Source organism: Oleiphilus sp. HI0066 (genome assembly GCF_001635725.1).
The window spans coordinates 1-22,586 of sequence record NZ_LWFH01000191.1 but is presented as its reverse complement, the minus strand read 5'-3'; the positions used below and the strand labels follow the sequence as shown (position 1 = coordinate 22,586).

Genomic DNA, 22,586 nt, shown 5'->3' with positions numbered 1-22,586 from the left:
AATTTGCCCCAATAAATGCTCCATTTTTTCGACGGAATGACGAGTTGTTTCAATCATGTCGTCAACAAAAGCGGGATTCGATTTATGCTTCGGCGCATTTTTTACCATCATCGATAATTGCGCGATGATGGTTTTGATATCGTGAATCAAGAACGCAGAGGTTTGGTTTACAGCTTCGAATTGTTGAGACTGAGCGAGCTGTTCTTCTGAGGAGTGCTGATCGATATAACTACAGGCTTGTTGGGCAACAATTTTAAGAAGGTCATAGTTTTCCCAGTTCAAATCCATAGGTACGTATGGTTTACCGAGTAGAACGATGGCCGAAAGTTTATCGTTAACCTTGAGCGGCACCAAAAGCCATGGATTCTCACAAGTTAGAACAAACTCTGGTAATTCGATTAGACCGTATTTATCTGGATCAGTGAGATACTCGTTTAGGTTGATGATCCAATCGTTGTCGTTGAAATATTGAATCAAATCAGAATCGTTGTTGATGAGTCCAAAGTTATGCTGGTCAAAGCCAAATTGATCTTTGAAAGTCAGGTTGCCGTCTTCGTCTTGGCTCCAGATTACTCCAGCTTGCGCTTGAACTAGTTCAGCTAGGGTATTGGTGCTGCGTCGATACAAGCTCTCTTTCTTAGAAGATTCACTCGCTGGTGTTTGCAGGCTTGAGGTGCTTTTGATCCATTCGTCGCGATAGTCATATTTGTAATCGAAGAAGTTCTTCGAGATAAAAACCATTGTGCGGGCACGAAGATTTGGCGAACTAATCACGAGAATGAGGAAGATCCCCGCAATGAACAAGAATAAAACACGCAGTGCCGCACCCCAAGAGCCACCGAAGACATTGATGTAATATCCGCCTGCAGATACAAACAACAAGTAAATGCCTGCAATAACAAGGGTCGTGGTGTGGAACACCATTTGTCGTGAGATATGTATACCTAAGGCTTTCCCTTTGCGATTCACCAGTGTTGCTGCGATCAGGGGGGCAGCTAGCGCATTTACAGCGCCACGGCTATCCCAAAGTGCTCCTGACAAACGATTGAAGAGCAGGGCGTCGGAGTACATAACGAAGTCATAAGCAAGGATGGTTGCAACCGCGATGCTGAGATACTTAATTCCTGCGCGGGTAAAGAGAGAAGAGTTTCGCCAAATTTGTTCTAGTAACAGAATGCCTACTAATGATACGAGAACGTTAAGAACTAACAGTGTTTTGCCAGAGACGAGGGATATTGTGAATAGCTCTTGAATTATCAGTACCGCAATCAACCCAGAGATTAAAGTGATAACGCCGGTTGTAAAAAAGAATTGGGGGCCGATTTTAAATTTAGAAGGAAAAACTGTGACGCCAAGAATGGCATACAAGACCGTAAACCACGCAGCGGTTCGTAATAGCTCAAGGTTATAGCGCAAGGTAAATGGCAGCTCAAAACCTAAAGCTTGAATTGTCAGTATCAATAACCAACACAGCGTAGTGCTGGTCGCAAATAAGATGGCTTTATCGGTAGCGCGTCGCTGATAACTGCGCACTGCGTATATCATTAGCAATGCAAACGTAATAGCGCCAGTCGCGTTACCTATAACGGAAAAACTAAGATCCATTTTGTTCGTTCGTTGTGGTTAAATTCGTCATGAAACAAGATCTGAACAGAAAATTGTTCTCTTACTATTCAGTGTATCAGGGATGTGTAAAAACGAGGCTTTTTTCAGACATAAAAAATGCCGGGTGTGCTACCAAACACAGCCGGCAATAAGTGCGAGTAGTATCCATGAAAAACTTTCATGTCCCCAACAGCTGCCGCTGTTGGTGGACTAAGTATTAGCGAAAAGTTGAAATAATCAAATGTATAAAGGTGAGTTTTTAAGCATAAATTGGAATAACCGCTTTGATTATATTTTGAGCAGGTTATTAAATGTCGAAATAGTATTAATAAGGCGGCTCTATCTGTCTGTTTTAGCTAGTTTTTTACTTCGTCTTCTTCAACCAGCTTTTCTTCCGTAACCCAAGGCAATTGGCGATATCTTGGCTCAGATTGCGCAAAGTTCATGAAAGGATATTTGATAATGTCGAAATAAGGCGAGTAATCGAAGTCACTTGGCGTGCATAGCTTGGGATTTCTTCGGTAAATATTAATATGACCAGCTTCTGATCGCTTGATCATTGGTAAGATCGGATATTGGATCGAACCGAAGGCCTCGGCAATCATGGTAGAGCAAACCGTTTTTGTGGTTTGACCCGGATGTTTAGAAAACAAGCTTGAGCGCCATCTGCGAGGAAGAATTAAATACGGGAAGAAAAAACGCAGTAGATCGAAGATTTGCCGAACATCATAGTCAGCACCAAGCCGTGATATTCCGTAGTGAATAACTTTTTGCGCATCTGAATATGTTAGATCTTTAGGTCGACAAATTCTTACATGGTCACGGTCATACACGGATAAGGGGCGAGCAACCGTACCCATTCCTAGCTCGCTTTCTACTATAAGTTGTACGTCTGGTTGTCCATCGTAAAAGCTTTGAAGTCGCTGGCGGTCTAGAGGGTTTTCTACTTCATGTAGCCTGCCTATGTAGAGAGCAGCATGAGACCATCGACTCTGGGTTACTGTTTTAATAACATCACTGACGCGACTGCGACCTTCAACGAGAATTACGTCACCAGGTTTGATTTCATAACGCATTCTTTCATAGTCGCTCATTGGTATTGGGTTGGGTGCACGCTCGCGAATAAGTAAGCGCGTAATGAGCGAAATAATATTGCTCTTTGTTTGGTAACCCATTAATGACGACTCGATAGTATTTGTTGAAAGGTAACTAGTTAAGGTTTAGACAATAAACCTATGAACAGCAAAGCAAAATTTTCTAAATTGTGACTGTATGGATGCTTTTAAGTCTCGTAGAATGGAAAAAAACTGAAGGGGGCTAGAGAATGAGCCAGAAAGATAAAAAGTCGGACGCTAATGAAGTGGGTAGTGATAATGCCCTTCCAATTTCTGACAAAATTAAAGCATCAGCACGTCAAATATGGTTGGCGGGTTTGGGTGCTTACAACAAAGCAGAAGAAGATACTGGAAAGATTTTCGATAAGCTCGTTAAAGAGGGCGAAGAGCTCGAAGCCGCAACGAGAGGTGTTGTTGAAAAACAATTTAAAGCCGTGGAAGGAACAGTAGAAGGTGTACGCGGTAAAGCGAGTAACACTTTCGGCAAGCTAGAGTCTGTATTTGATCAACGTGTTTCTGGTGCATTAGAGCGATTAGGTATCCCGAATCGCAAAACGATTGAGGCCTTAGAGGCCAGAATTGACGCCCTTGAGGCGGAATTGAAAAAGTGTAATAAGTAATTGCGCAATATATAAAAAAGCCCTTGCCAGTTTAATGGCAAGGGCTTTTTTGTTAAAACAGAGGTCAGAGTACTTTTACTCTGGCCTCTGTTAGCTTTCTACAGGTCGTAGCCTTTTTCTTCGTGAAGAGCTAGATCTAGACCGCGATACTCGTCTTCTTCGTCAACGCGTAAGCCCGTCATTGCATCGACAAGCCTCAGAATGACCCACGTTACGATTGCCGTGTATGCGATTGTGCTACCAATGCCGATTAGCTGAGCTGTTACCTGCTCGCCGATTGAGCTGTTGTCGCCACCGAAACCATAGCCACTAAATGCGCCAAGTTCTCCCGCAGCGAAGATACCAACGAGAAGAGTACCTAAAATACCGCCGACGCCGTGCACTGGGAATACATCGAGAGAGTCGTCAATTTTAAGTTTTTGTTTGATGAAGATGGTTGCGTAGAAACATACAACACCTGCACACAAACCAATTACAATTGCTGCTGCAGGGCTGACAGATCCAGATGCTGGTGTGATAGTACCAAGTCCCGCGACCATACCGGTTACGATTCCAAGAACCGATGGCTTGCCGAACTTTTTCCATTCGCATGCCATCCACGCTAAAGAGCCCATTGCTGCAGATAGGTGTGTTGCGATAAGAGCCATCGCCGCGTCTTCGTTTGCGCCAAGCGCTGAACCCGCGTTAAAGCCGAACCAGCCAACCCAAAGCATGCCTGCACCTGTAACAGTCATTGTCATGTTGTGCGGAGGCATCGCAGTTTGTGGCCAGTTACGACGATTGCCAATCACAAGCGCTGCAACAAGCGCCGCTACACCTGCCGTGATGTGAACAACAATGCCGCCAGCGAAATCTAGAACGCCTAGATCGCTCAACCAACCGCCGCCCCATACCCAGTGGCAAACTGGTGCATAAACAGCTAACAACCAGATGCTGCTGAATAGAAGCATTGATGAAAACTTCATACGTTCAGCAAAGGCACCAACAATCAGTGCAGGTGTGATGACAGCAAAAGTCATTTGAAATGCTGCAAACAAACCTTCTGGAATGGTACCTGATAGTGAGTCTTTCGTTACTTCTGCCATGAACAGATTGCTTAGGCCTCCAACGAAGCTATTACCATCGCTAAATGCGAGTGAATAACCTACCACGTACCAGAGCACAGACATTAAGCAAGTTAGAGCAAAACATTGCATCAATATAGACAAAACGTTTTTGCTGCGTACAAGTCCTGCGTAAAAAAGAGAAAGACCAGGGATGGTCATGAAAAGAACGAGTGCTGTAGCCGTTAAGATCCACGCTGTATCAGCACCAACAAGAGCATCTTCCGCGTACGCGAAAGCCGGCAGCATTGAAGCTACCAAAACAAATAGTTTAAACATGTTATTTCCTGAGCTAATTGTTTCTTACAAAGGTAAGAGAGCCATTTCTAAAAATACCGCCGGTTATGTTTTTGTATGACGTCTATTTTTTGAAACTTAAGGCTTATTGTTATTTTCTAGAGTGCGTCGTCGCCTGTTTCACCAGTACGAATGCGAACCGCTTGCTCTAGATCGCTAACGAAAATTTTGCCGTCGCCGATTTTTCCGCTGTTTGCAGATTTGCAAATGGCTTCAACCGCTTGATCAACAATATCGTTCGCAACAGCTAGCTCAATTTTTAATTTAGGCACAAAATCGATCACGTACTCAGCACCACGGTATAATTCCGTGTGGCCTTTTTGACGGCCAAATCCTTTGACTTCTGTGATGGTCATACCCGCTAAGCCAATGTCAGTTAAAGCGGTGCGAACGTCTTCTAACTTAAATGGCTTAATCACTGCAGTGATTAGTTTCATAAGGGACATCTCCAAAGGCAAACTTAATCTGTTTGCTTATTTATTGTTAAGACTAATAGTTTTAATAATTTTTATAATTATGTGCGCGCCCTTTTCAGAGCAGTGATAAGCTAATCAACTTGTTATAACAATTCAAGCGATTACAAACACTTACCCATGCTGCAGGTCAAACTTTCCGTTTTTTACTTCGTATACTTCGCATTACTTGGAGTGATGGCGCCTTATCTAGGGCTGTTTTTAGAAAGTGAAGGATTTTCAGCTGCAGAAATCGGTCAGCTGACGGGCTTGTTGATGGCGACGAAAGTGATTGCTCCTAATGTTTGGGGTTTGATCGCAGATCGCACACAAAAGCGTTTGTTGCTAATAAGACTCGGTGCATTTTTAACGCTGGTCTCTTACCTCGGATTTTTCTTTGCTGAAAGCTTTTGGTATTACGCATTGATGATTATTGCGTTCAGCTTTTTTTGGAATGCCATCTTGGCGCAGTTTGAAGTTATTACCTTACATAACCTGGGTGCTGATGTTGATCGCTACAGTTTGGTCAGAGTCTGGGGCTCTATTGGTTTTGTTGTTGTGGTTATTGCGCTTGGATATATTTTTGAAGAACGCGGGGTTGGGCTATTTCCCATAGCGCTGTTAATTATTATGTCGGGTATCGCGTTATCTACGTGTATGCGCTTTGATGAGCCAGTGGCACAACAAGGCCATGAGATATCTCATTCTCTGAGTGAAGATCTGAAGCGCAATCGCGCTTACTTATTTTTCGTAATTTGCTTTTTGCTTCAGTTTTCACATGCGGCTTATTACTCCTACTTTAGTTTGTATATGGAGCAACTCGGTTATGACAAGCTGAGCATTGGTATTTTTTGGGCCTTGGGAGTTATTGCCGAAGTTGCGCTGTTTTTTGTTATGCACCATTGGCATCGTAAACATGCAGTGCCTCTGATTATGGGCATCGCTCTTTTATTTAGCGCACTGCGATGGGCGATGATAGCTGGAGCAAGCGAGTATGTTCTTGTGCTCGTTATTGCACAGTTGCTTCATGCTTTTTCATTTGGTGCTATGCATGCGGTTTCTATCCGTTTTGTGCATGAGCATTTTCACGCCAAGAACCAAGGAAGGGCGCAAGCTTTATATAGCAGTCTTGGATTTGGTTTAGGTGGCTTTGTTGGTGCTTTTGTCATTGCTGCGTTGGTTGAAGAGTCAGGTTACGCAAATCTTTTTTGGATTAGTTCACTGATTGTGTGTTTTGCCCTTTTCGTTTTGAGCCTTTTTTGGACTTCTTTCGTACGAGATCACAAAGTTCGGTAAGCGATTGAAAAAAAAATTTTTTAAATTGGGCGAATATCAAAATTGTGTCTATGCTTTTTTTAATGGACTAAGTCTGCCGAGCGAATACTTGTTGTAGGCTGACTAAAACTATGAAAGATTTTCCTAGCCTTTTTTACCCCTGCTCAGGTTAGAAAAGTACTACGTCGCAAGTATTGCGACTGAAATTACGGAGTAGCGTTCGATGACAAAAAAAATACAGTTGTCGCGACAAATGCGTAAGATGCCATTGGCTCTTGCTGTTGCGGCTGCATTCTCTACACCAACTTCTGCTGTTCAGTTCTACATTGGTGATTATGAAGCCAGTATTGATACCACCTTGTCTGCAGGTGCGAGTTGGCGTTTAGAAGATCCCCATCCATATAACGTTGGTTTGGGTAACGGTTACTACGCCTCTTCAGGGGCAAAATATGAAGCCTTGGGCGCCTCAATTAACAGTGATGATGGCAACCTAAACTTCGAGAAAGGCGATACCTTCTCTGAAACCATTAAAGGTAGCACTGATTTCTTAATTCAAGGCGATAGCTTTGGTGCTTTTGCGAGAGTGCGTTATTGGTATGACTTTGTTCTTGAAGATGAGAAGTTTGCGAATGATGGTGTTAACCCGACACGTACTTTGAGTAAAGACGGTCAAGATAATGCATCCGATATAGAGCTAATGGATGCTTATGTCTTTGGTGACTTCTATTTGGGTGACATGCCTTTAAGTGTTAAAGCGGGCAAGCAAGTTGTGAGTTGGGGTGAGTCTACCTTTATTATCAACGGTATTAACGTGATTAACCCAGTTGATTTGCCAGCGTTTAGAGCGCCGGGTGCCGAAATTAAAGATGCCTTGTTGCCAGTGAATATGTTGTATTCTTCGTTAGGTTTGACTGAAAACGTCAGCTTAGAAGCGTTTGTCCAATTGGAATATGAAAAGACACGCATTGACGATTGTGGCACGTTCTTCTCAAGCGTTGACTACGTGGCAGATGGTTGTGGTCCTGTGTATGCAGCAAACCAACGCCCGCAAAATGAAAACCAACTAAGTGGTCTTGCAGTCAGTCGTGGTGGCGATATTCTTCCGCCAGATACTGATCAGTATGGTGCGGCGGTACGTTGGTATGTGCCTGAACTGAATGATACCGAATTTGGTTTTTACTACATTCAGTACCATAGCCGTTTCCCTAATGTGAGTGGTAAAGCTTCTCAAGTTGGCGCTCCTACTACGGCGGAATATCAGATTGAATATGCTGAAGACATTAAACTTTACGGTATTAGCTTCAATACAACCACCCCGGGTGGCGTGTCTTTGAGCGGTGAATATAGCTTTAAAGAAGATATGCCATTGCAGTTCAACTCACAGGATCTTCTGTTTGCTGCTATCGGCGATGCTTATTCTCCTGTATTTCAAAGAAGAGTCTCTGATTCCAATAACGATGGCTCCATTACCGATGCAGATTTTTCGAGTTTCGCAGGTCAGTCAACGCAAGGTTTTGATCGCTATAATGTGTCGCAATTACAATTCACGGGTATCTCGTTTATTGACCAAGTTTTGGGTGCAAGCCGTCTAGCGCTTGTGGGCGAAATTGGTGCGACCTATGTGCACGATCTACCAGACGTAACCGAAATCCGATATGGTCGTTATGACCAAGCTGGTTTTGGCTTGCCTTCTGTTGATGGTGATCCAACTGATGTATTTACCCCTCTTCAGTATTGCCAATCACAGACGCCTCAGGGTGTATGCGACAACGAAGGTTACACAACTGACTTGTCATGGGGCTATCGAGCGCGTGCGGCATTAACATATAATGACGTCTTCGCTGGTGTGAACTTAACGCCAACGCTCTCTTATTCTCACGATGTAGATGGTTATGCTCCGGCTCCAGGTGCGAACTTCATTGAAGGTCGTCAAACCATTGGACTTTCAGTTGCAGCCGACTACCTTAATCAATATCAAGCGAAGTTAGGTTATACAACATACTTCGGAAATACTCGTTTGAACCCGCTAAGTGATCGTGACAACGTATCTCTCAGTGTTTCTTATTCTTTCTAAGTTAATCGCTAGTCTGGACGCAACCGGATTTAACGAGGTTATATTTAATGAGACTTAAAAAATCTTTATTAGCAGTTGGTATTATGTCAGCTGCAATTGCTAGCTCCTCAGCGTTTGCAAAGGAGCTCGGTGGTGATCTAACACCAATTGGTGCAGAAAAAGCCGGCAATGCTGACGGCTCGATTCCTGCATGGACAGGTGGTTTAACGACATCTCCTGCGGGATACACAGCTGGCGGCGATTATGTTGACCCTTTTGCTGATGAAAAGCCTTTGTTCGTGATCTCAAAAGCGAATGTTGGCGAATATGCGGATAAGTTGAGTGAAGGCCAAAAGGCGATGCTCAACAATTACGACACCTATACCATCCCTGTCTATACATCTCATCGTACAGCAGCATATACGGATGATGTAGTTGAGTATGCGAAAGCGAATGCCGCAAACGCTCAACTGATTAAAGATGGTAACGCACTTTCTAATGTGCAAGGTGTTGTTCCGTTCCCAATCCCAGATAGTGCTTTAGAAATTATTTGGAACCATATTTTGCGTGCACGTGGTGGTAGTTTTGAGCGTAACTCTATTCAAGTGACTCCTACTGCCGGTGGTACTTATCAACCAGTAAAATTCTATGAAGAGTTTTCTGAACGTCATGATTTGAGAGACTTTGCTGAGAACAAAGACGATAACGTTATGTTTTACTTCAAGCAGGTTGTTACGGCGCCAGCTCGTTTAGCAGGCAACGTTTTGCTTGTGCACGAGACCATCGATCAGGTTGCTGAACCGCGTCGTGCTTGGATATATAACTCTGGTCAGCGTCGTGTTCGTCGTGCTCCTCAGGTGGCGTATGACGGTCCGGGTACAGCAGCTGATGGACTTCGTACATCTGATGGTTTTGATATGTACAACGGTGCACCAGATCGATACAACTGGGAGCTTCTAGGCAAGAAGGAAATGTACATTCCTCGCAACTCTTTCAAGCTAGATGATAAGTCCCTGACATATGCAGATATCGTTAAGCCTGGTCACCTCAATAGCGATTATGCGCGTTATGAATTAGCTCGTGTTTGGGTTGTTGAAGGTACCTTGAAAGAAGGTGAGCGTCATATCTACTCCAAGCGTACTTTTTACATAAATGAAGATACTTGGGGTATTGCTGTTGCTGATCATTATGATGGTCGTGGCGACTTATGGCGTCATGCCGAAGCGCATAGTAAGCCTTTCTATGATCGCAGCATTACGCTCACTACTATTGAGTCTGTACACGACTTATTATCTGGTCGTTACATAGCGAATGGTATGGTCAACGAGGAGCCAAGCCGCTATAACTTCGACAAGACCTTTGCAAGCAAAGACTTTACACCTGCTGCATTGCGTCGCTCAGCGCGTCGTTAACACGTAGCCAAAGATAAAAAAACCGGATCGTTTTGGCGATCCGGTTTTTTTATACGCGAATGAAAGTTATAAGCATGTCAGTTTCTTTCTTTCCTATCGGATAACTCGGCGATACTTTACTTGTCTCTTCTATGCTTGGGCTCTTTGTCTTACTTCAAGCATTCATACGTCCCGATCATTTGTCTGTAGCTGATCGTTTTAGACAGCTCTATTTGGCTCAAACCTTTGTTTCGTGACGGTGGTGCTGGGCAAGATCATTCATGTGATCTCTGCTATCTAGGGGGGCGTGAGCTCGATAAGATACATTGTTAATAGACTCACATTGTATGTATTAAAATGGGATTGATGGTTGAATTACTTGGTGCTGATATGAAAAGACCCAGCGAAGGCTAGGTCTATTTCTTAACTAATTTTTGCAAGGCCTTATCGGTTTGCTCTTAATCCTTAGTTTTCGTGCTGAGCTTTTAAGTTTGCGATATGCTGATCTTTTTCGACCCATAGCTCGTTAACCCAGGCTTGGAATTCAGCCTTAAATTCAGCATCACTGGTGTAGTCTTTACCCAGAAACTGCTTTGGAATGTCGACTTTTCGAACATCCACTACCACTGTACTGACCTTTCCACAAAACATATCCCAGATATTTTTTGGGCTATTTGGGTATAGCACTGTCACGTCTAGCATGGTGTGCATCACTTCACCCATGCTTCCTAGCACGAATGCAGCGCCACCCGCTTTGGGTTTTAATAGGTGTTCAAAAGGTGAATCTTGTTTTGCGTGCTTTTCGGGTGTCAGGCGGGTGCCTTCCATAAAGTTGAATACAGATACCGGCGTATATTTAAACTTTTCGCATGCTGCTCTTGTTACTTCTAAGTCTTTACCTGCTAACTCGGGATTCTTCTTAATCTGCGCTGGCGTTGATCGCTTCATAAATGGGAAATCGAGCGCCCACCAACATAAGCCAAGCAGTGGAACCCAAATAAGTTCTTGCTTAAGGAAGAACTTAAGCATTGGAATTTTGCGGTTAAATACTTTCTGAACGACAGGAATGTCGGCCCAAGACTGATGATTACAATTAACAAGATACCATTCGTCCTTGCTTAGCCCATCTAGCCCCGTTACATGCCAGTCCATTTTTAGGAATAAAGTGAATAGGCTGCTGTTTACTCCAATCCAAAAGGTAGCGATTTGGATCGCGATTTTTGTGCAAATTTTGCTAAGAAATGAAAGTGGCAAAATAAATTTTAGAAGTGCCACCGACATTAAGAATGGGAAACACACAATGGTATTAAGAATAATGATCAGAACGATCAATACGCCGCGAACAACTCCGGGTAAAAAACTGAACATCGGATACCTCTTCTTTTATTTTTAGCGCAGTCTAGCGATCCGAGAAATCTGAATCAACCGCTGTAAGGTGAAGAAGCTGTTATGGAATGATTTGCTCCGCTTTGTCGGCAGCCTTTTGTTTGTTTTCGTCCGTGATATGGCCTGCGAGCGCTGAGATTGCAGCAATCATGACGCCTAAATCATCGGTATAGCCTAGTACGGGTGTAAGATCAGGGATGCCATCGATAAAACTAATGAAGTAGGCCAGAGCCCCAGTGATAACGCCTTTGCACCACGTAGGTGTTTTGGGGTCGCGCATGGTGTAGTAGAGTAGCAGCGCTTTTTCGATGGTTTCGCGACCTGCAGATTTATAAGCGCGTTTCAGCTTATCCCGAAACGCTTCTTTGGTGATCGCTGGTGGTTTGCTCATGCGCTAATTGTCGAAGGTCGGACTAAGATCTTGGTCTAACTGTGCGAACACTAGTCCAAGAGCATTATCCTGTAGCCAGAGCAAATTAATTAATTTGACTGTCTTGCCTGTCGCGCCATCTTCTCTTGCCGCGAAACCTCGCAGTGTTAACGCATCCCCACCGATATTGAAGACTATTTCTACTTGGCCTTTGTCGAGTGAGCATGATGCACTGTTATAGTTGGTCGTGCTTGAAATAACTGGCATTGAAAGCGTGCCGTTGCTGCTCAGGTCATGCTCGACCGATACCGATTGCAAACCGAGAGTTGCCCTGCAGCCGCTGCCATCCTCTTCTAAACTTAAGCGCGATTCATTTACATTTGCTAGACGATGCTTATCTGCATCCATATAGAAATAATTTCCACTCAATGTGAAATCAAGAGGCGTGCTACTTAGGGTGATATCATCGTTACGAGCCTTAGTGGCGATGATAAGGCTGCGTGATGCGCTATTGTTTGATGTGTCGCGGGTTGTGAAAGCTAAGTGCTGGCCATTTTCAGTCATATGCCCAATTGCTCGGTCAGAGCCTGTTCCCAGAGTAAGCAATCCAAAAGTATCGAGAGTGCCGCTGCCGCCTTCGTAGAGATCTAGGCTCCGGCTACCGCTCAAACCTCCAGTCTGTTGCTGTGCCGCACTAAAGGCCATGTCTTTATCTCGCGCTAATTCCCACGTGCGATAAAAATCACTTGGTGAATTAGGTTGACTCTCTGATACGCTTCTTCCGATTAAACTCCACTCTTTTAATTGTGCTGTAACCTGAACTGGTTTTCGAACTGTGTCGAGCGTATTGGTATCCATTGCAATGCCAAATTCAATAACGTCATAGTCTCCTGTAATAACATCTTCACTCACTGTTTCCGGAGTTCTTAAACCATGAAGCTCCCAAGAGAAATAACGTAGTTTTTCAGCAATATCACCACGTTCAAATTCTTGAGTGGCGCTGTCCTGAGTGACGTCATAAATGCTTGCAAAGCCATAACCTGCACCGGTGAGCCAAGTAGGACTATCGCCGTAATCCACCGGCGGCTCAAAGTCTAGCTCCGTTAAAATAGTATTAGGCTCTTGTTCATTGACGCGATAGAGTTTGTAGTACACAGGGTTGTAGTCGTAACCATATAACCGACTGCCCCCAGTGTTGCGTTCGGTCACGATTTGAGCAATTGCACGGTCATTCAAAAAGAAACCCTGTGTGCTTAAATGTGTCCCGTTAACAAGCGTGCCCTCGTTTTCATCTGTTTCTAGTTCGGTTGTGAAATACCTATAACGATTCTCAGGGCGATTCGGCTCTGTAGTAGCGGTGACATTCGTTGTTTTGAAGCGAAGCGTAGACATTCGTATAGGAATGTTGGGTAGTAAGTCATCGTAACGAAAATCTAGATAGAAAGAATTATTGATTAGTTGCGGGAAGGATTGGCTATCGTCACCGCTACCTAAATCTGTACTTAATGTTAAAAGTTTGTTGTAACGCGAATCATTCTCGAGATCTTCAATAAATCCCATGCCGAAAATTAGTGAGTTGAAAGTCAAAGCGGGTCGCAGCCTCTCGTATATTTCAGTGCCATTTATTTCTGGGTTGAGCTCCGTGTCATATGACTCTCGTACAGTCCCTTTTGCGATAGGGGAGTCTTCTCGAATAATTTCACCAACCGCAGTATCAATATGAATCATTAAATCTGATTCGCCTCGCAATAATGCTAGGACTTCATCTGCTTCTTGGGATGGTTGAATTAAATCGTCGTATTCATAAATTCTTGCGGTATCAGAAATAAATGAAAGTAGACGCGATTTAGCGCGGTGTTGCGTTTCACAATCAGGATTGACGCCAGAGCACGGCCGATGTTTGTTTAATTCATCACGAGAGTTGATCTTGTCGAAGAAACGCTCAACAGCCAAGTGAGTACCAAAGCCGACGGTAATTGATTGATCTACACTTTCTACACGTCGCAATGGTGCGTAAAGTACATCGCCATTTTGATATTCAGCCCGCACCACGTGATCGATTTGGGGCTCGAAATTCGTTTCGAATTCCAGCTTACACCCGGGGGCATTTTCTTTTCCCGTCTCAGATCGCTTTACTGATGCGTATTCCGGAAAACTAGATGACACTCTAAATTCCGTCATATCAAAGTCGAGCCGAACAACAGAAATATTTCCGCACGGAATGTTATCGTCCACCAAAATAGGTGCAGTGTTCGATGAGAACCCGCGTTGATGCATTCTGGCAGTGCCTTCAACAGTAATCGCAGCAGTGACGACATCTCTTGCTGGGTCAGTAGAAGGTTTGTTGAAAGTGGAACCGCCGCCCCCGCCTGGACCAGCGATACCACACGCGTTCAGAGTGATAATTGATGAGAGAAGAAGAGCGTACCGTACAGTTTTAGATGACATACGAAGGCAACAGAATTCTGACTAAATACAAAAATTGATCATAGCACGAGGCGAAAGGTTTGCGCTTGAACTTGTCGTGTTTTTTTAATTTAGCTTTCTGTTATCTCGGACTCGTTTTGTTGTGAGGCTGAAAAGTCATCTGTACTTTCAAACCAAAACTCTAACTCATTAATTGCTTGAATGGTTTGTTGTGTTTTTAGCAATACGATGTTGGCGGGCTCTTCAGTTTTGATGGCGATTTCTGCCTGCTTTACTGCGTGTCTTAACTTTGGTGTGCCACAAAGTAAGCTCAAACCATGCAGTTTATGCACGTAATGTCCAAGTTGTTCCGTGTCGTTATTCTCCATTGCCATTTCCAAGTCCGAACGAGTGCTGGGCAATACGGCGATTAGATTATTGGTAAAGTCTTTCGCGAGTTCCGAATTGTTATTGCAGAGGTATACCGCTTCATTCCAATTGAAAGCTTGTATTTCAGCGGAAACTTTCGGTTCATCTTGCACCGGGTTTTCAATCGCGAGTTCGGGCAGATACTTTTTAATGGTCTCAGCGAGTTTTTGCTCGTTTAAAGGTTTGGTCAATAGATCTACAAAACCTTGCTCAATGAATGCATCCTTTTCATTTGGTAGGGCAAAAGCAGTCAGGGCTATGATTTGGTTGTGATCGTAATAATTACTAAGGGTTTTGATACGCTTCATGCCTTCAATGCCATCCATGTCCGGCATTTGAATATCCATCAGAATAAGTGGGTAATATTGCTTCTTACATAAATCGATTGCTTGCTCAGCACTATCGGCTAAATCAATATCAATGCCCATTTCTTTTACGAGCGCCTTAACCAGGCTCAAGTTCATTTCATTGTCATCGACGGCCAGAATCGTCGCATTATTCGCAAAATGAGGCAGAGCATATTCCTCGGCATGGTCTGAGGTAATGCCTTTGTTTAAAGCCGATACTAAACTTTGCGATAAATTCGTGTAGGTAGCGGGCTTTGTCATATGCACGCTAATCTGTCGCAGTATTTTATAGTCGTAATGTAATAGCGATGGGGTATAGGTAAGAATGTTGATGTCTAAGGCATTTACACATTTAAAAGCTTGGTAAATACATTCTTCTTCGAGTTCTTTATCGCTTAATGAAATAAGAGCGAAGCGATTAGTTTGTGTGTCGTTCTTTCCGTCTTGCTCAATTGCTGAAATCAGCTCTTTCAATGTATCGAACTGTTGGTAGGGAATGTTCAAATAATTGAGCGTATGAATGATATTTTGCTTAGAGTGATGATGCGGTTCGTATAAATAACAAGATTGATTTTCGAGCTTAGGATGCGTGGCTTTCGGATTCTGCATAACAGGATTTTCGATTGGCAGGGTAAACCAGAACGTAGACCCTTTATCTAATTCACTCTCAACACGAATCGTTCCACCCATTTCGTGCACTAAGCCTCTGCAAATACTAAGGCCTAGTCCCGTTCCGCCGAATTGACGCGCGGTTGAGGCATCCGCTTGAGAAAAAGCTGAGAAAATAGATAACTTTTCTTCATCTGATAAACCTAGACCTGTATCGCTTATCGCTATTTTTAAATTGTCGGTCTCTTCTTTTAAGCTGTCATCGAGCATCACTCGAACAATGATTTCGCCCGTCTCGGTAAATTTGATGGCGTTATTGACGAGGTTAGCGATGATTTGTTTGATGCGCAGCGAGTCGCCATCAAGCATTCCAGGAACGTCGTCATAATATAGGTAATTCAGTTCCAGACCTTTGTTATGGGCTGACGGAGCCAGCATCACGACAACGTCTTCAATCAGCTCATAAAGCGAAATGGATTCTTTTTCTAATGCGATACGGCCTGCTTCAACTTTCGAAAAATCGAGTATGTCGTTAATGGTGCTGAGCAATACTTCAGATGACTTTTGAATAGCGCGTAAATTACCCATTTGCTGCATGTTGAGAGGGCTGCGCATTAGTATTTTTGAGAACCCTATAATGCTGTTAAGCGGAGTGCGAATTTCGTGACTCATATTGGCCAAGAATTCTGTTTTTGCCTTGTTTGCTTTGATCGCTTTTTTACGCGCTAGATCGAGTTCGACGTTCTGAATTTCGATGGTTTCGAGCGTTTCTCGTAAGTCTTGCGTGTTTTGTTCAATTTCTTCACGCACATCATTTTTATAACGATAGATTTGACTGCTAATTTCAGTTAGCAATTGCTCATGATCGTGGAGATCTTCTGATTCAAGTTGAGGGAAAATGGGAGACGATGACCCTTTGTTTGCAGAGATCAGAGCCTCTTTAATACGAGCAATGACATGTCGAACTTGCTGTAGTAAATACTTCGCCATAAGGATCGATATCAAGCTAGAAAAGATAAAAATAATTACCGCAGTTTTGATGACCTTTTCTTGCTGAGCTTGCAGGCTCGTCCGATCAACTAAGGCAATCAGCCACGATTGTTGTGGTTCGCCACTAGCGCTCTGCATTGGTAGTGTTTCGATGTATACGGCTAGGTTCCCGAGGCTAATGATCTGTGTGCCTGTAATAGGGAATCTATTTGGATTAATAGGCGGAGTGCTGTCATCGCCGACGTGCGCGATAACTGCTCGTTCTTCATTAATCAAAGTGAGATGGCTGACTTCGGGCGATAATAAGAGGTTTTTTAGTTGATCTTGGTAGTAGGGGCGGTCGTATTGCTGTCGAGATGAAATTGCAATTTTTGTACTGAATATCAGCTGATATATTGAATTTTCATAGCTGCTTTGGCGGTGCTCAAGTGCCCTGTGTGCGACAAAAAATGTGATCGCTAATGACGCTGTCACCAAGCAAATGCTGGTGGTTAAAAGTATGCGTGACTTAATATTCAGAGAGTTCATGCCCACATCACTACCACGATAGTGTTGAATTATTATTTATTGCCCCGATCTTACCACGCATTGTGATTGCGTAAGGTGTATGATTGCGCATTATTTTTGGCTGTGACCCTAAGAGATAAGGATATGAGCTTTCCAACCATTGAAGACTACGTCGGTGAAACGCCTTTGGTACGACTTCAGCGTTTAGCGGGAAATACGTCCAATACGATTTTATTAAAGCTAGAAGGTAATAACCCTGCAGGATCTGTGAAAGACCGTCCCGCACTGAGCATGATTCAACGCGCTGAAGAACGCGGTGATATAAAGCCTGGCGATACCTTAATTGAAGCGACGAGTGGCAATACTGGAATCGCGCTTGCTATGGCTGCGGCAATCAAGGGTTACAAGATGATTTTGATCATGCCGGACAACGCGACAGAAGAACGAAAAGCTTCAATGTCTGCTTATGGCGCGACTTTGATTCCCGTAACCTCAGAAGAAGGCATGGAAGGCGCGCGTGACCTTGCATTAAGAATGCAAGCTGAGGGCAAAGGCTTAGTTCTCAATCAGTTTGGCAATTTAGATAACCCGCTTGCGCACTATCAAGGCACAGGGCCTGAGATCTGGCGTCAAAGTGAAGGAAAAATTACGCACTTTGTTAGTTCTATGGGAACTACGGGCACGATTATGGGCTGCTCACGTTACTTCAAAGAGCAGAATCCAGATATTCAGATTATTGGCCTACAGCCTGAAGACGAAGCATCGATCCCCGGTATTCGTCGTTGGCCAAAAGAGTACTTGCCAACTATTTTTGACGAGACACGTGTCGATCGCATTGTTGATATGGGACAGCAAGAAGCCGAAGACACAATGCGTCTGCTTGCCGAAAAGGAAGGCATCTTTTGCGGGGTCTCTTCCGGTGGCTCTGTTGCAGCGGCATTGCAACTAAATCAAGAACTTGAAAATGCGGTAATTGTCGCCATTATTTGTGACCGAGGTGACCGCTATCTCTCTTCAGGCGTGTTTGCGAAATAGACAACCTGCAATTAATTACTTAGAAGACTGAACATATTATGGCGAGAAGACGCAGAAAAAAGCTTCCTGTAGATCCAATTGAATGTGACATTACTGGAGGCTTAAGTCATGAAGGGCGCGGGATTGCCAAATTAGACGGAAAAACCCAGTTTGTTGATGCGGCATTACCAGGAGAGAAAGTCTCTGCGGTATATGTCGAAAAGCGCGGCAAATTTGATGAGTTGAAAACAGTAGAAGTACTCAGCGCATCAGAGGAGCGTGTTGAACCTCCTTGTGCGCACGCCGAGATTTGCGGCGGTTGTAGTTTGCAGCACATGGATACCGATGCTCAGATCAAGTTCAAAGAGAATACACTGCGTCAGCACTTTGAACATTTCGGAAATCTTGAACCGGAGCAATGGATTGAACCTATGACTGGTCCAACGACTGGTTATCGCGGCAAAGCACGCCTAGGTGCGCGATTTGTGGCGAAAAAAGACACGGTATTGGTTGGTTTTAGAGAGAAGCGTAATAGTTTCTTAGCCGACATTCAGCAGTGTGAAGTGCTTAACTCGATTGTTGGTCACCGATTAATGGATTTGCGAGCACTCGTGGCAAGTTTGTCGGTATACAAAGAATTGCCGCAGTTTGAGGTTGCCTTAGGTGAAGATGCGAGTGCGCTAGTCGTGCGACACATGGCGCCTTTAACCGAGGAAGATACCGTTAAGCTGATACAGTTTGGCCAAGATAATGCATTCCATATTTACTTGCAGCCTAAAGGCGTTGATACCGTGCACCGTATTTGGCCGGAGTCTGAAGTCAAAGACAAAGATCGCTTGCACTACACCTTAACGACGCCTGATGAGCAAGAAGTGAAGTTGGCGTTTCATCCTATGGACTTTACACAGGTTAATGCCGATATCAATAAGCAAATGGTGCGTCGCGCACTAGAATGGCTCGATGTTCAGAAAGATGAGCGTGTTTTAGATTTGTTCTGTGGTTTAGGAAACTTCACCGTGCCGCTCGCCACGCAAGGTAAAGAGGTTGTAGGCGTTGAAGGCGACGATGCAATGGTTGTACGTGGCAAGGAAAATGCTTTACTTAACGATCTTGATAACCTGCGCTTCTATGGTGCCAATTTACAGGCGGACTTCACGAAAGAAGAATGGGCGCATGAAGGCTTTGATAAGATTCTTATCGATCCACCGCGCTCGGGTGCTTTGGAAGTCTGTCAGTATCTCACCAAGTTTGGTGCGAAAAAGATCGTGTACGTCTCGTGTAACCCCGCAACCCTTGCACGCGACGCAGGCGTAATTGTTGAAAACGGATATCGTTTGGTGAATGCAGGTGTTATGGATATGTTCCCGCATACATCACACGTCGAGTCGATCGCGCTGTTTGTGAAAGACTAGTCGATACGAATTAATAAAAACTTATGGATGTCGCATGGTAAAAGTTCGCGAAGATTACATCGCAGATTTATCACCTGAACAAGGGATCGAGCAATGGCTCGAGAACTTACAGAGTGATACGAATCTGAATGAGATCGAGCGCGTGCGTGAAGCTTGCCATGCCGCTCTAGAGTACAGTAAAACGCCGTCGCACGAAGAACGTTACTGGAGTAATTCCAATCACGATACGTTTTTGATTGGCATAGAAATGGCGCAAATTTTGGCGGAACTCGATTTGGACGAGCACGCGATTATTGCCGCCATTCTCTATCGAGCGTTTCGAGAAGAAAAAGCCTCGCTCGAGGAAATTCGCAAAGGCTTCGGTAAAGAAGTCGCGCAGTTGATTGATGGTGTCTCGCAAATGGCTGCCATCTCTTCAACGCATCAACCTTTCAAAGGTTCAATTCTTGGTCAGAACCAAGGTCAGATCGATAACGTGCGTAAAATGCTTGTCACGATGATCGATGACGTGCGCGTTGTATTGATTAAGTTAGCCGAAAGAACTTGCGCGATTCGATCCGTGAAAGATGCAACACCAGACAAACGTCAGCGTATTGCCCGAGAAGTATTTGATATTTACGCGCCACTCGCACATCGCTTAGGCATCGGTTACATCAAGTGGGAACTGGAAGACTTAAGTTTTCGATATTTGCATGAAAGTGCCTACAAGAAGATCGCCAAATTGTTGGATGAGAAACGCATCGCGCGTGACGACTTTATTGTTGATGTGACAGCTACCATTGAGCGTGAATTAGAAAACGCGCATATCGAAGGTGATGTGGCTGGTCGAAGTAAACACATTTACAGCATTTGGCGAAAAATGCGCCGTAAGAATCTCGATTTTTCTGAGATTTATGATATTCGCGCCTTCCGTATATTGGTTCCTAAAGTCGCAGACTGTTATGCGGCACTTGGCGTCGTGCACTCGCTTTGGCGACACATCCCTTATGAATTTGATGATTACATAGCGAACCCGAAAGAAAACGGGTATCGCTCATTACACACCGCTGTGGTAGGTCCTGGCGGTAAGGTCATGGAAATTCAGATCCGTACTCAAGAGATGCATGACGAAGCCGAGTTAGGTGTCTGTGCGCATTATCGTTACAAGGGAACTGACGTTAAATCAGGGTCGACTGGCTACGAAGACAAAATTAATTGGTTGCGCCAAGTTCTAGAGTGGCAAGAAGAAGTCGGTGATGTTTCAGAAATAGCGCAGCACTTAAGCGCTGATGTCAACGCCGATCGTGTGTATGTGTTTACACCAAAGGGGCATGTCGTCGATTTGCCAAACGGTGCTACACCCGTTGATTTGGCGTATCGCGTTCATACCGATGTAGGTCATGCTTGTCGCGGTGCAAAAGTGAATGGTCGTATTGTTCCGCTTACGTACCCTTTAAGAACTGGCGAACAAGTAGAGATTCTAACCTCCAACAATCCTGCGCCAAGTCGAGACTGGTTGAACCCGAGCCTCGGGTATATTCAAACGTCTCGATCCCGTGCCAAAGTCGTTCATTGGTTTAAGCAACAAGATCGTGACCATAATATCCAAGATGGCCGCGCCATTCTCGAAGATGAATTAAAACGCCTATCTATTGGTGATCTAGCGTTTAAAGATTTAGCGCAAGAAACCAAATTTGATAATGCGGATGATATGTTTGCTGCGATTGGCGCCGGTGATTTAAAACCAACGCAAGTTGCGCATGCGGCACAACGTTTATTGGCTCCAGAAGAACAGCAACTCAAGTTGAAGTTCGAGCCCAAGCAACGTCGTCAGCAAACGAAAGCAGATGATGATATTCAGATCCGTGGTGTTGGTCGCTTGCTGACGACCATGGCAAATTGCTGTAATCCCGTGCCAGGTGACCCGATTGTTGGATACATCACTGTGGGGCGTGGTGTATCGATTCATCGACAAGACTGCATGAACATGCTGCAGCTTGAGGATCATGAACCTAATCGCGTTATAGAGGTGAGCTGGGGGACTTCTCCCGATGCCGCTTATGATGTTGCGATTGAAATTCAAGCCTTTGATCGTGAAGGTCTATTGCGTGATGTGACCACGATCCTAGCCGATGAGAAAGTGAACCTGACAGGTGTAAATACCTTCTCGAATCAACAAGAACATACCGCCACATTGATATTAAAAGCAGAAATTAAATCCTTAGATTCTTTAGGGCGCGTATTAGCAAAAATAAAGCAACTTCCGAATGTCATCGAAGCGAGACGTAAACGCAATGCCTGATTCTTCGCCGCGCTATACCATTGAAGACTTAAAGTATTTGATGGAGCGTCTGCGCGATCCAGAACGCGGTTGCCCATGGGATGTAAAACAAACATTTGAGAGCATTGTTCCCCATACTCTAGAAGAAGCCTATGAAGTGGCGGATGCCATCGAGCAGGGTGACCGCAATGAAATGCGTGATGAATTAGGTGATCTACTTTTCCAAGTCATTTTTTATGCTCGTATTGCCGAAGAAGAAGGTAGCTTCGACTTTACGGATATCACTGATGCGATCACGACTAAACTGCTGCGCCGACATCCTCACGTCTTCCCAGATAAAGAGCTGCATGCCTATCACCCAGAAGGTACTCGCTTTACCGATGACCAAATAAAAGGGCAGTGGGATGCCATCAAAGCCGAAGAACGTGCTCTGAAAGCGAAGCTTGCCGAGCAGAGTGGTAAGCAAGACAAAACCTTTAGTATTTTAGATGACATTCCAGTTGCGTTACCGGCGCTAGGGCGTGCTGAGAAACTTCAACGTCGCGCCTCGAATGTTGGTTTTGATTGGGACAACATCGATGACGTGTTCGCTAAGCTAGAGGAAGAGATCGGAGAAATTCGTGAGGTCTTAAACGAGGCAGAGGAACGAAGCTTACGTGACCCTGATATCCATGAAAAGCTGACGGATGAAGTGGGCGATTTGCTTTTTTGTGGTGTGAATTTATCAAGGTTCCTGAAAGTAAATCCTGATGAAGCCTTGCGCTCTTGCAACACCAAATTCACCTCACGATTCAATTACATCGAATCAGCTCTTTCAGAGCAAGGTAAGGCATTCGAAGACTGCACCCTAAAAGAGCTTGATCAGCTGTGGGATGAAGCGAAAAGACGTCAGACGTCGGACTCTTAATCTTTTCTTGTCGGCGGCGGTCGACAGCGTTTTAAGAC

The 22,586-nt window shown here is 44.3% G+C and carries 16 protein-coding genes; 8 read left to right on the top strand and 8 right to left on the bottom strand.

Features of this window, described 5'->3' with window-relative positions; translation table 11 throughout:
• Together prsK and A3738_RS03100 are read right to left on the bottom strand one after the other, a co-directional pair.
• Positions 1–1,605, bottom strand: a 1,605-nt coding sequence (prsK, locus tag A3738_RS03105) for an XrtA/PEP-CTERM system histidine kinase PrsK (RefSeq protein WP_068763345.1), incomplete at its 3' end; no start/stop codon positions are given.
• Positions 1,606–1,961: 356 nt separating this feature from the next.
• Positions 1,962–2,780: a YiiX/YebB-like N1pC/P60 family cysteine hydrolase gene (locus A3738_RS03100; protein ID WP_068477714.1), complete on the bottom strand. Its 819-nt coding sequence runs from the start codon at positions 2,778–2,780 to the stop codon at positions 1,962–1,964.
• A 149-nt stretch (positions 2,781–2,929) separates the two neighbouring features.
• On the opposite strand from A3738_RS03100, the gene A3738_RS03095 reads away from it, so the two are divergent.
• A complete protein-coding gene (locus A3738_RS03095; protein WP_068477712.1) occupies positions 2,930–3,340 on the top strand; it encodes a phasin family protein in 411 nt (136 codons plus the stop codon).
• 98 nt (positions 3,341–3,438) lie between these two features.
• Here the strand turns inward: A3738_RS03095 and A3738_RS03090 are convergent, their stop codons facing one another.
• Both A3738_RS03090 and A3738_RS03085 read right to left on the bottom strand, forming a co-directional pair.
• Positions 3,439–4,722, bottom strand: a complete 1,284-nt coding sequence (locus A3738_RS03090) for an ammonium transporter (protein WP_068477710.1) — start codon at positions 4,720–4,722, stop codon at positions 3,439–3,441.
• Between the two features lie 116 nt (positions 4,723–4,838).
• A complete protein-coding gene (locus tag A3738_RS03085) occupies positions 4,839–5,177 on the bottom strand; it encodes a P-II family nitrogen regulator (RefSeq protein WP_068477708.1) in 339 nt (112 codons plus the stop codon).
• Between the two features lie 156 nt (positions 5,178–5,333).
• On the opposite strand from A3738_RS03085, the gene A3738_RS03080 reads away from it, so the two are divergent.
• The 3 genes from A3738_RS03080 to A3738_RS03070 all read left to right on the top strand — a co-directional run bounded on the left by A3738_RS03080 (position 5,334) and on the right by A3738_RS03070 (position 9,932).
• Entirely contained in the window at positions 5,334–6,488 is a 1,155-nt protein-coding gene (locus A3738_RS03080; protein WP_068473140.1) for an MFS transporter, read from the top strand.
• Positions 6,489–6,690: 202 nt separating this feature from the next.
• Positions 6,691–8,541, top strand: coding sequence for a DUF1302 domain-containing protein (locus A3738_RS03075; protein ID WP_068477706.1), 1,851 nt, complete (start codon positions 6,691–6,693; stop codon positions 8,539–8,541).
• A gap of 47 nt (positions 8,542–8,588) precedes the next feature.
• Positions 8,589–9,932, top strand: coding sequence for a DUF1329 domain-containing protein (locus tag A3738_RS03070; RefSeq protein ID WP_068477704.1), 1,344 nt, complete (start codon positions 8,589–8,591; stop codon positions 9,930–9,932).
• 444 nt (positions 9,933–10,376) lie between these two features.
• On the opposite strand, the gene A3738_RS03065 is transcribed toward A3738_RS03070, so the two are convergent.
• The 4 genes from A3738_RS03065 to A3738_RS03050 all read right to left on the bottom strand — a co-directional run bounded on the left by A3738_RS03065 (position 10,377) and on the right by A3738_RS03050 (position 16,976).
• Positions 10,377–11,279 carry an acyltransferase gene (locus A3738_RS03065; RefSeq protein WP_068477703.1) on the bottom strand — a complete coding sequence of 301 codons (903 nt, stop codon included), beginning with the start codon at positions 11,277–11,279 and terminating at the stop codon, positions 10,377–10,379.
• Positions 11,280–11,358: 79 nt separating this feature from the next.
• The gene (locus A3738_RS03060) at positions 11,359–11,688 is read right to left on the bottom strand and encodes a YkvA family protein (RefSeq protein ID WP_068477701.1); all 330 of its coding nucleotides are present in this window, start codon (positions 11,686–11,688) and stop codon (positions 11,359–11,361) included.
• A gap of 3 nt (positions 11,689–11,691) precedes the next feature.
• On the bottom strand, positions 11,692–14,115 hold the full coding sequence (locus A3738_RS03055) for a hypothetical protein (RefSeq protein ID WP_068477699.1): 2,424 nt from the start codon (positions 14,113–14,115) through the stop codon (positions 11,692–11,694).
• Between the two features lie 89 nt (positions 14,116–14,204).
• Positions 14,205–16,976, bottom strand: a complete 2,772-nt coding sequence (locus A3738_RS03050; RefSeq protein ID WP_082889944.1) for an ATP-binding protein — start codon at positions 16,974–16,976, stop codon at positions 14,205–14,207.
• 123 nt (positions 16,977–17,099) lie between these two features.
• Between A3738_RS03050 and cysM the strand changes: the two genes are divergently transcribed.
• From cysM to mazG, 4 genes are read left to right on the top strand one after another with little or no spacing between them, the layout of a single operon-like run.
• Complete coding sequence (cysM, locus tag A3738_RS03045) at positions 17,100–17,990, top strand: cysteine synthase CysM (protein ID WP_068477695.1); 891 nt, start codon at positions 17,100–17,102, stop codon at positions 17,988–17,990.
• A 38-nt stretch (positions 17,991–18,028) separates the two neighbouring features.
• Complete coding sequence (gene rlmD, locus A3738_RS03040) at positions 18,029–19,381, top strand: 23S rRNA (uracil(1939)-C(5))-methyltransferase RlmD (RefSeq protein WP_068477694.1); 1,353 nt, start codon at positions 18,029–18,031, stop codon at positions 19,379–19,381.
• A 34-nt stretch (positions 19,382–19,415) separates the two neighbouring features.
• Positions 19,416–21,662, top strand: coding sequence for a GTP diphosphokinase (gene relA, locus A3738_RS03035; RefSeq protein WP_068503422.1), 2,247 nt, complete (start codon positions 19,416–19,418; stop codon positions 21,660–21,662).
• Positions 21,628–22,548, top strand: a complete 921-nt coding sequence (gene mazG, locus A3738_RS03030; protein WP_231876516.1) for a nucleoside triphosphate pyrophosphohydrolase — start codon at positions 21,628–21,630, stop codon at positions 22,546–22,548. The genes relA and mazG overlap by 35 nt, the downstream gene beginning before the upstream one ends.
• Positions 22,549–22,586 lie beyond the last annotated feature (38 nt).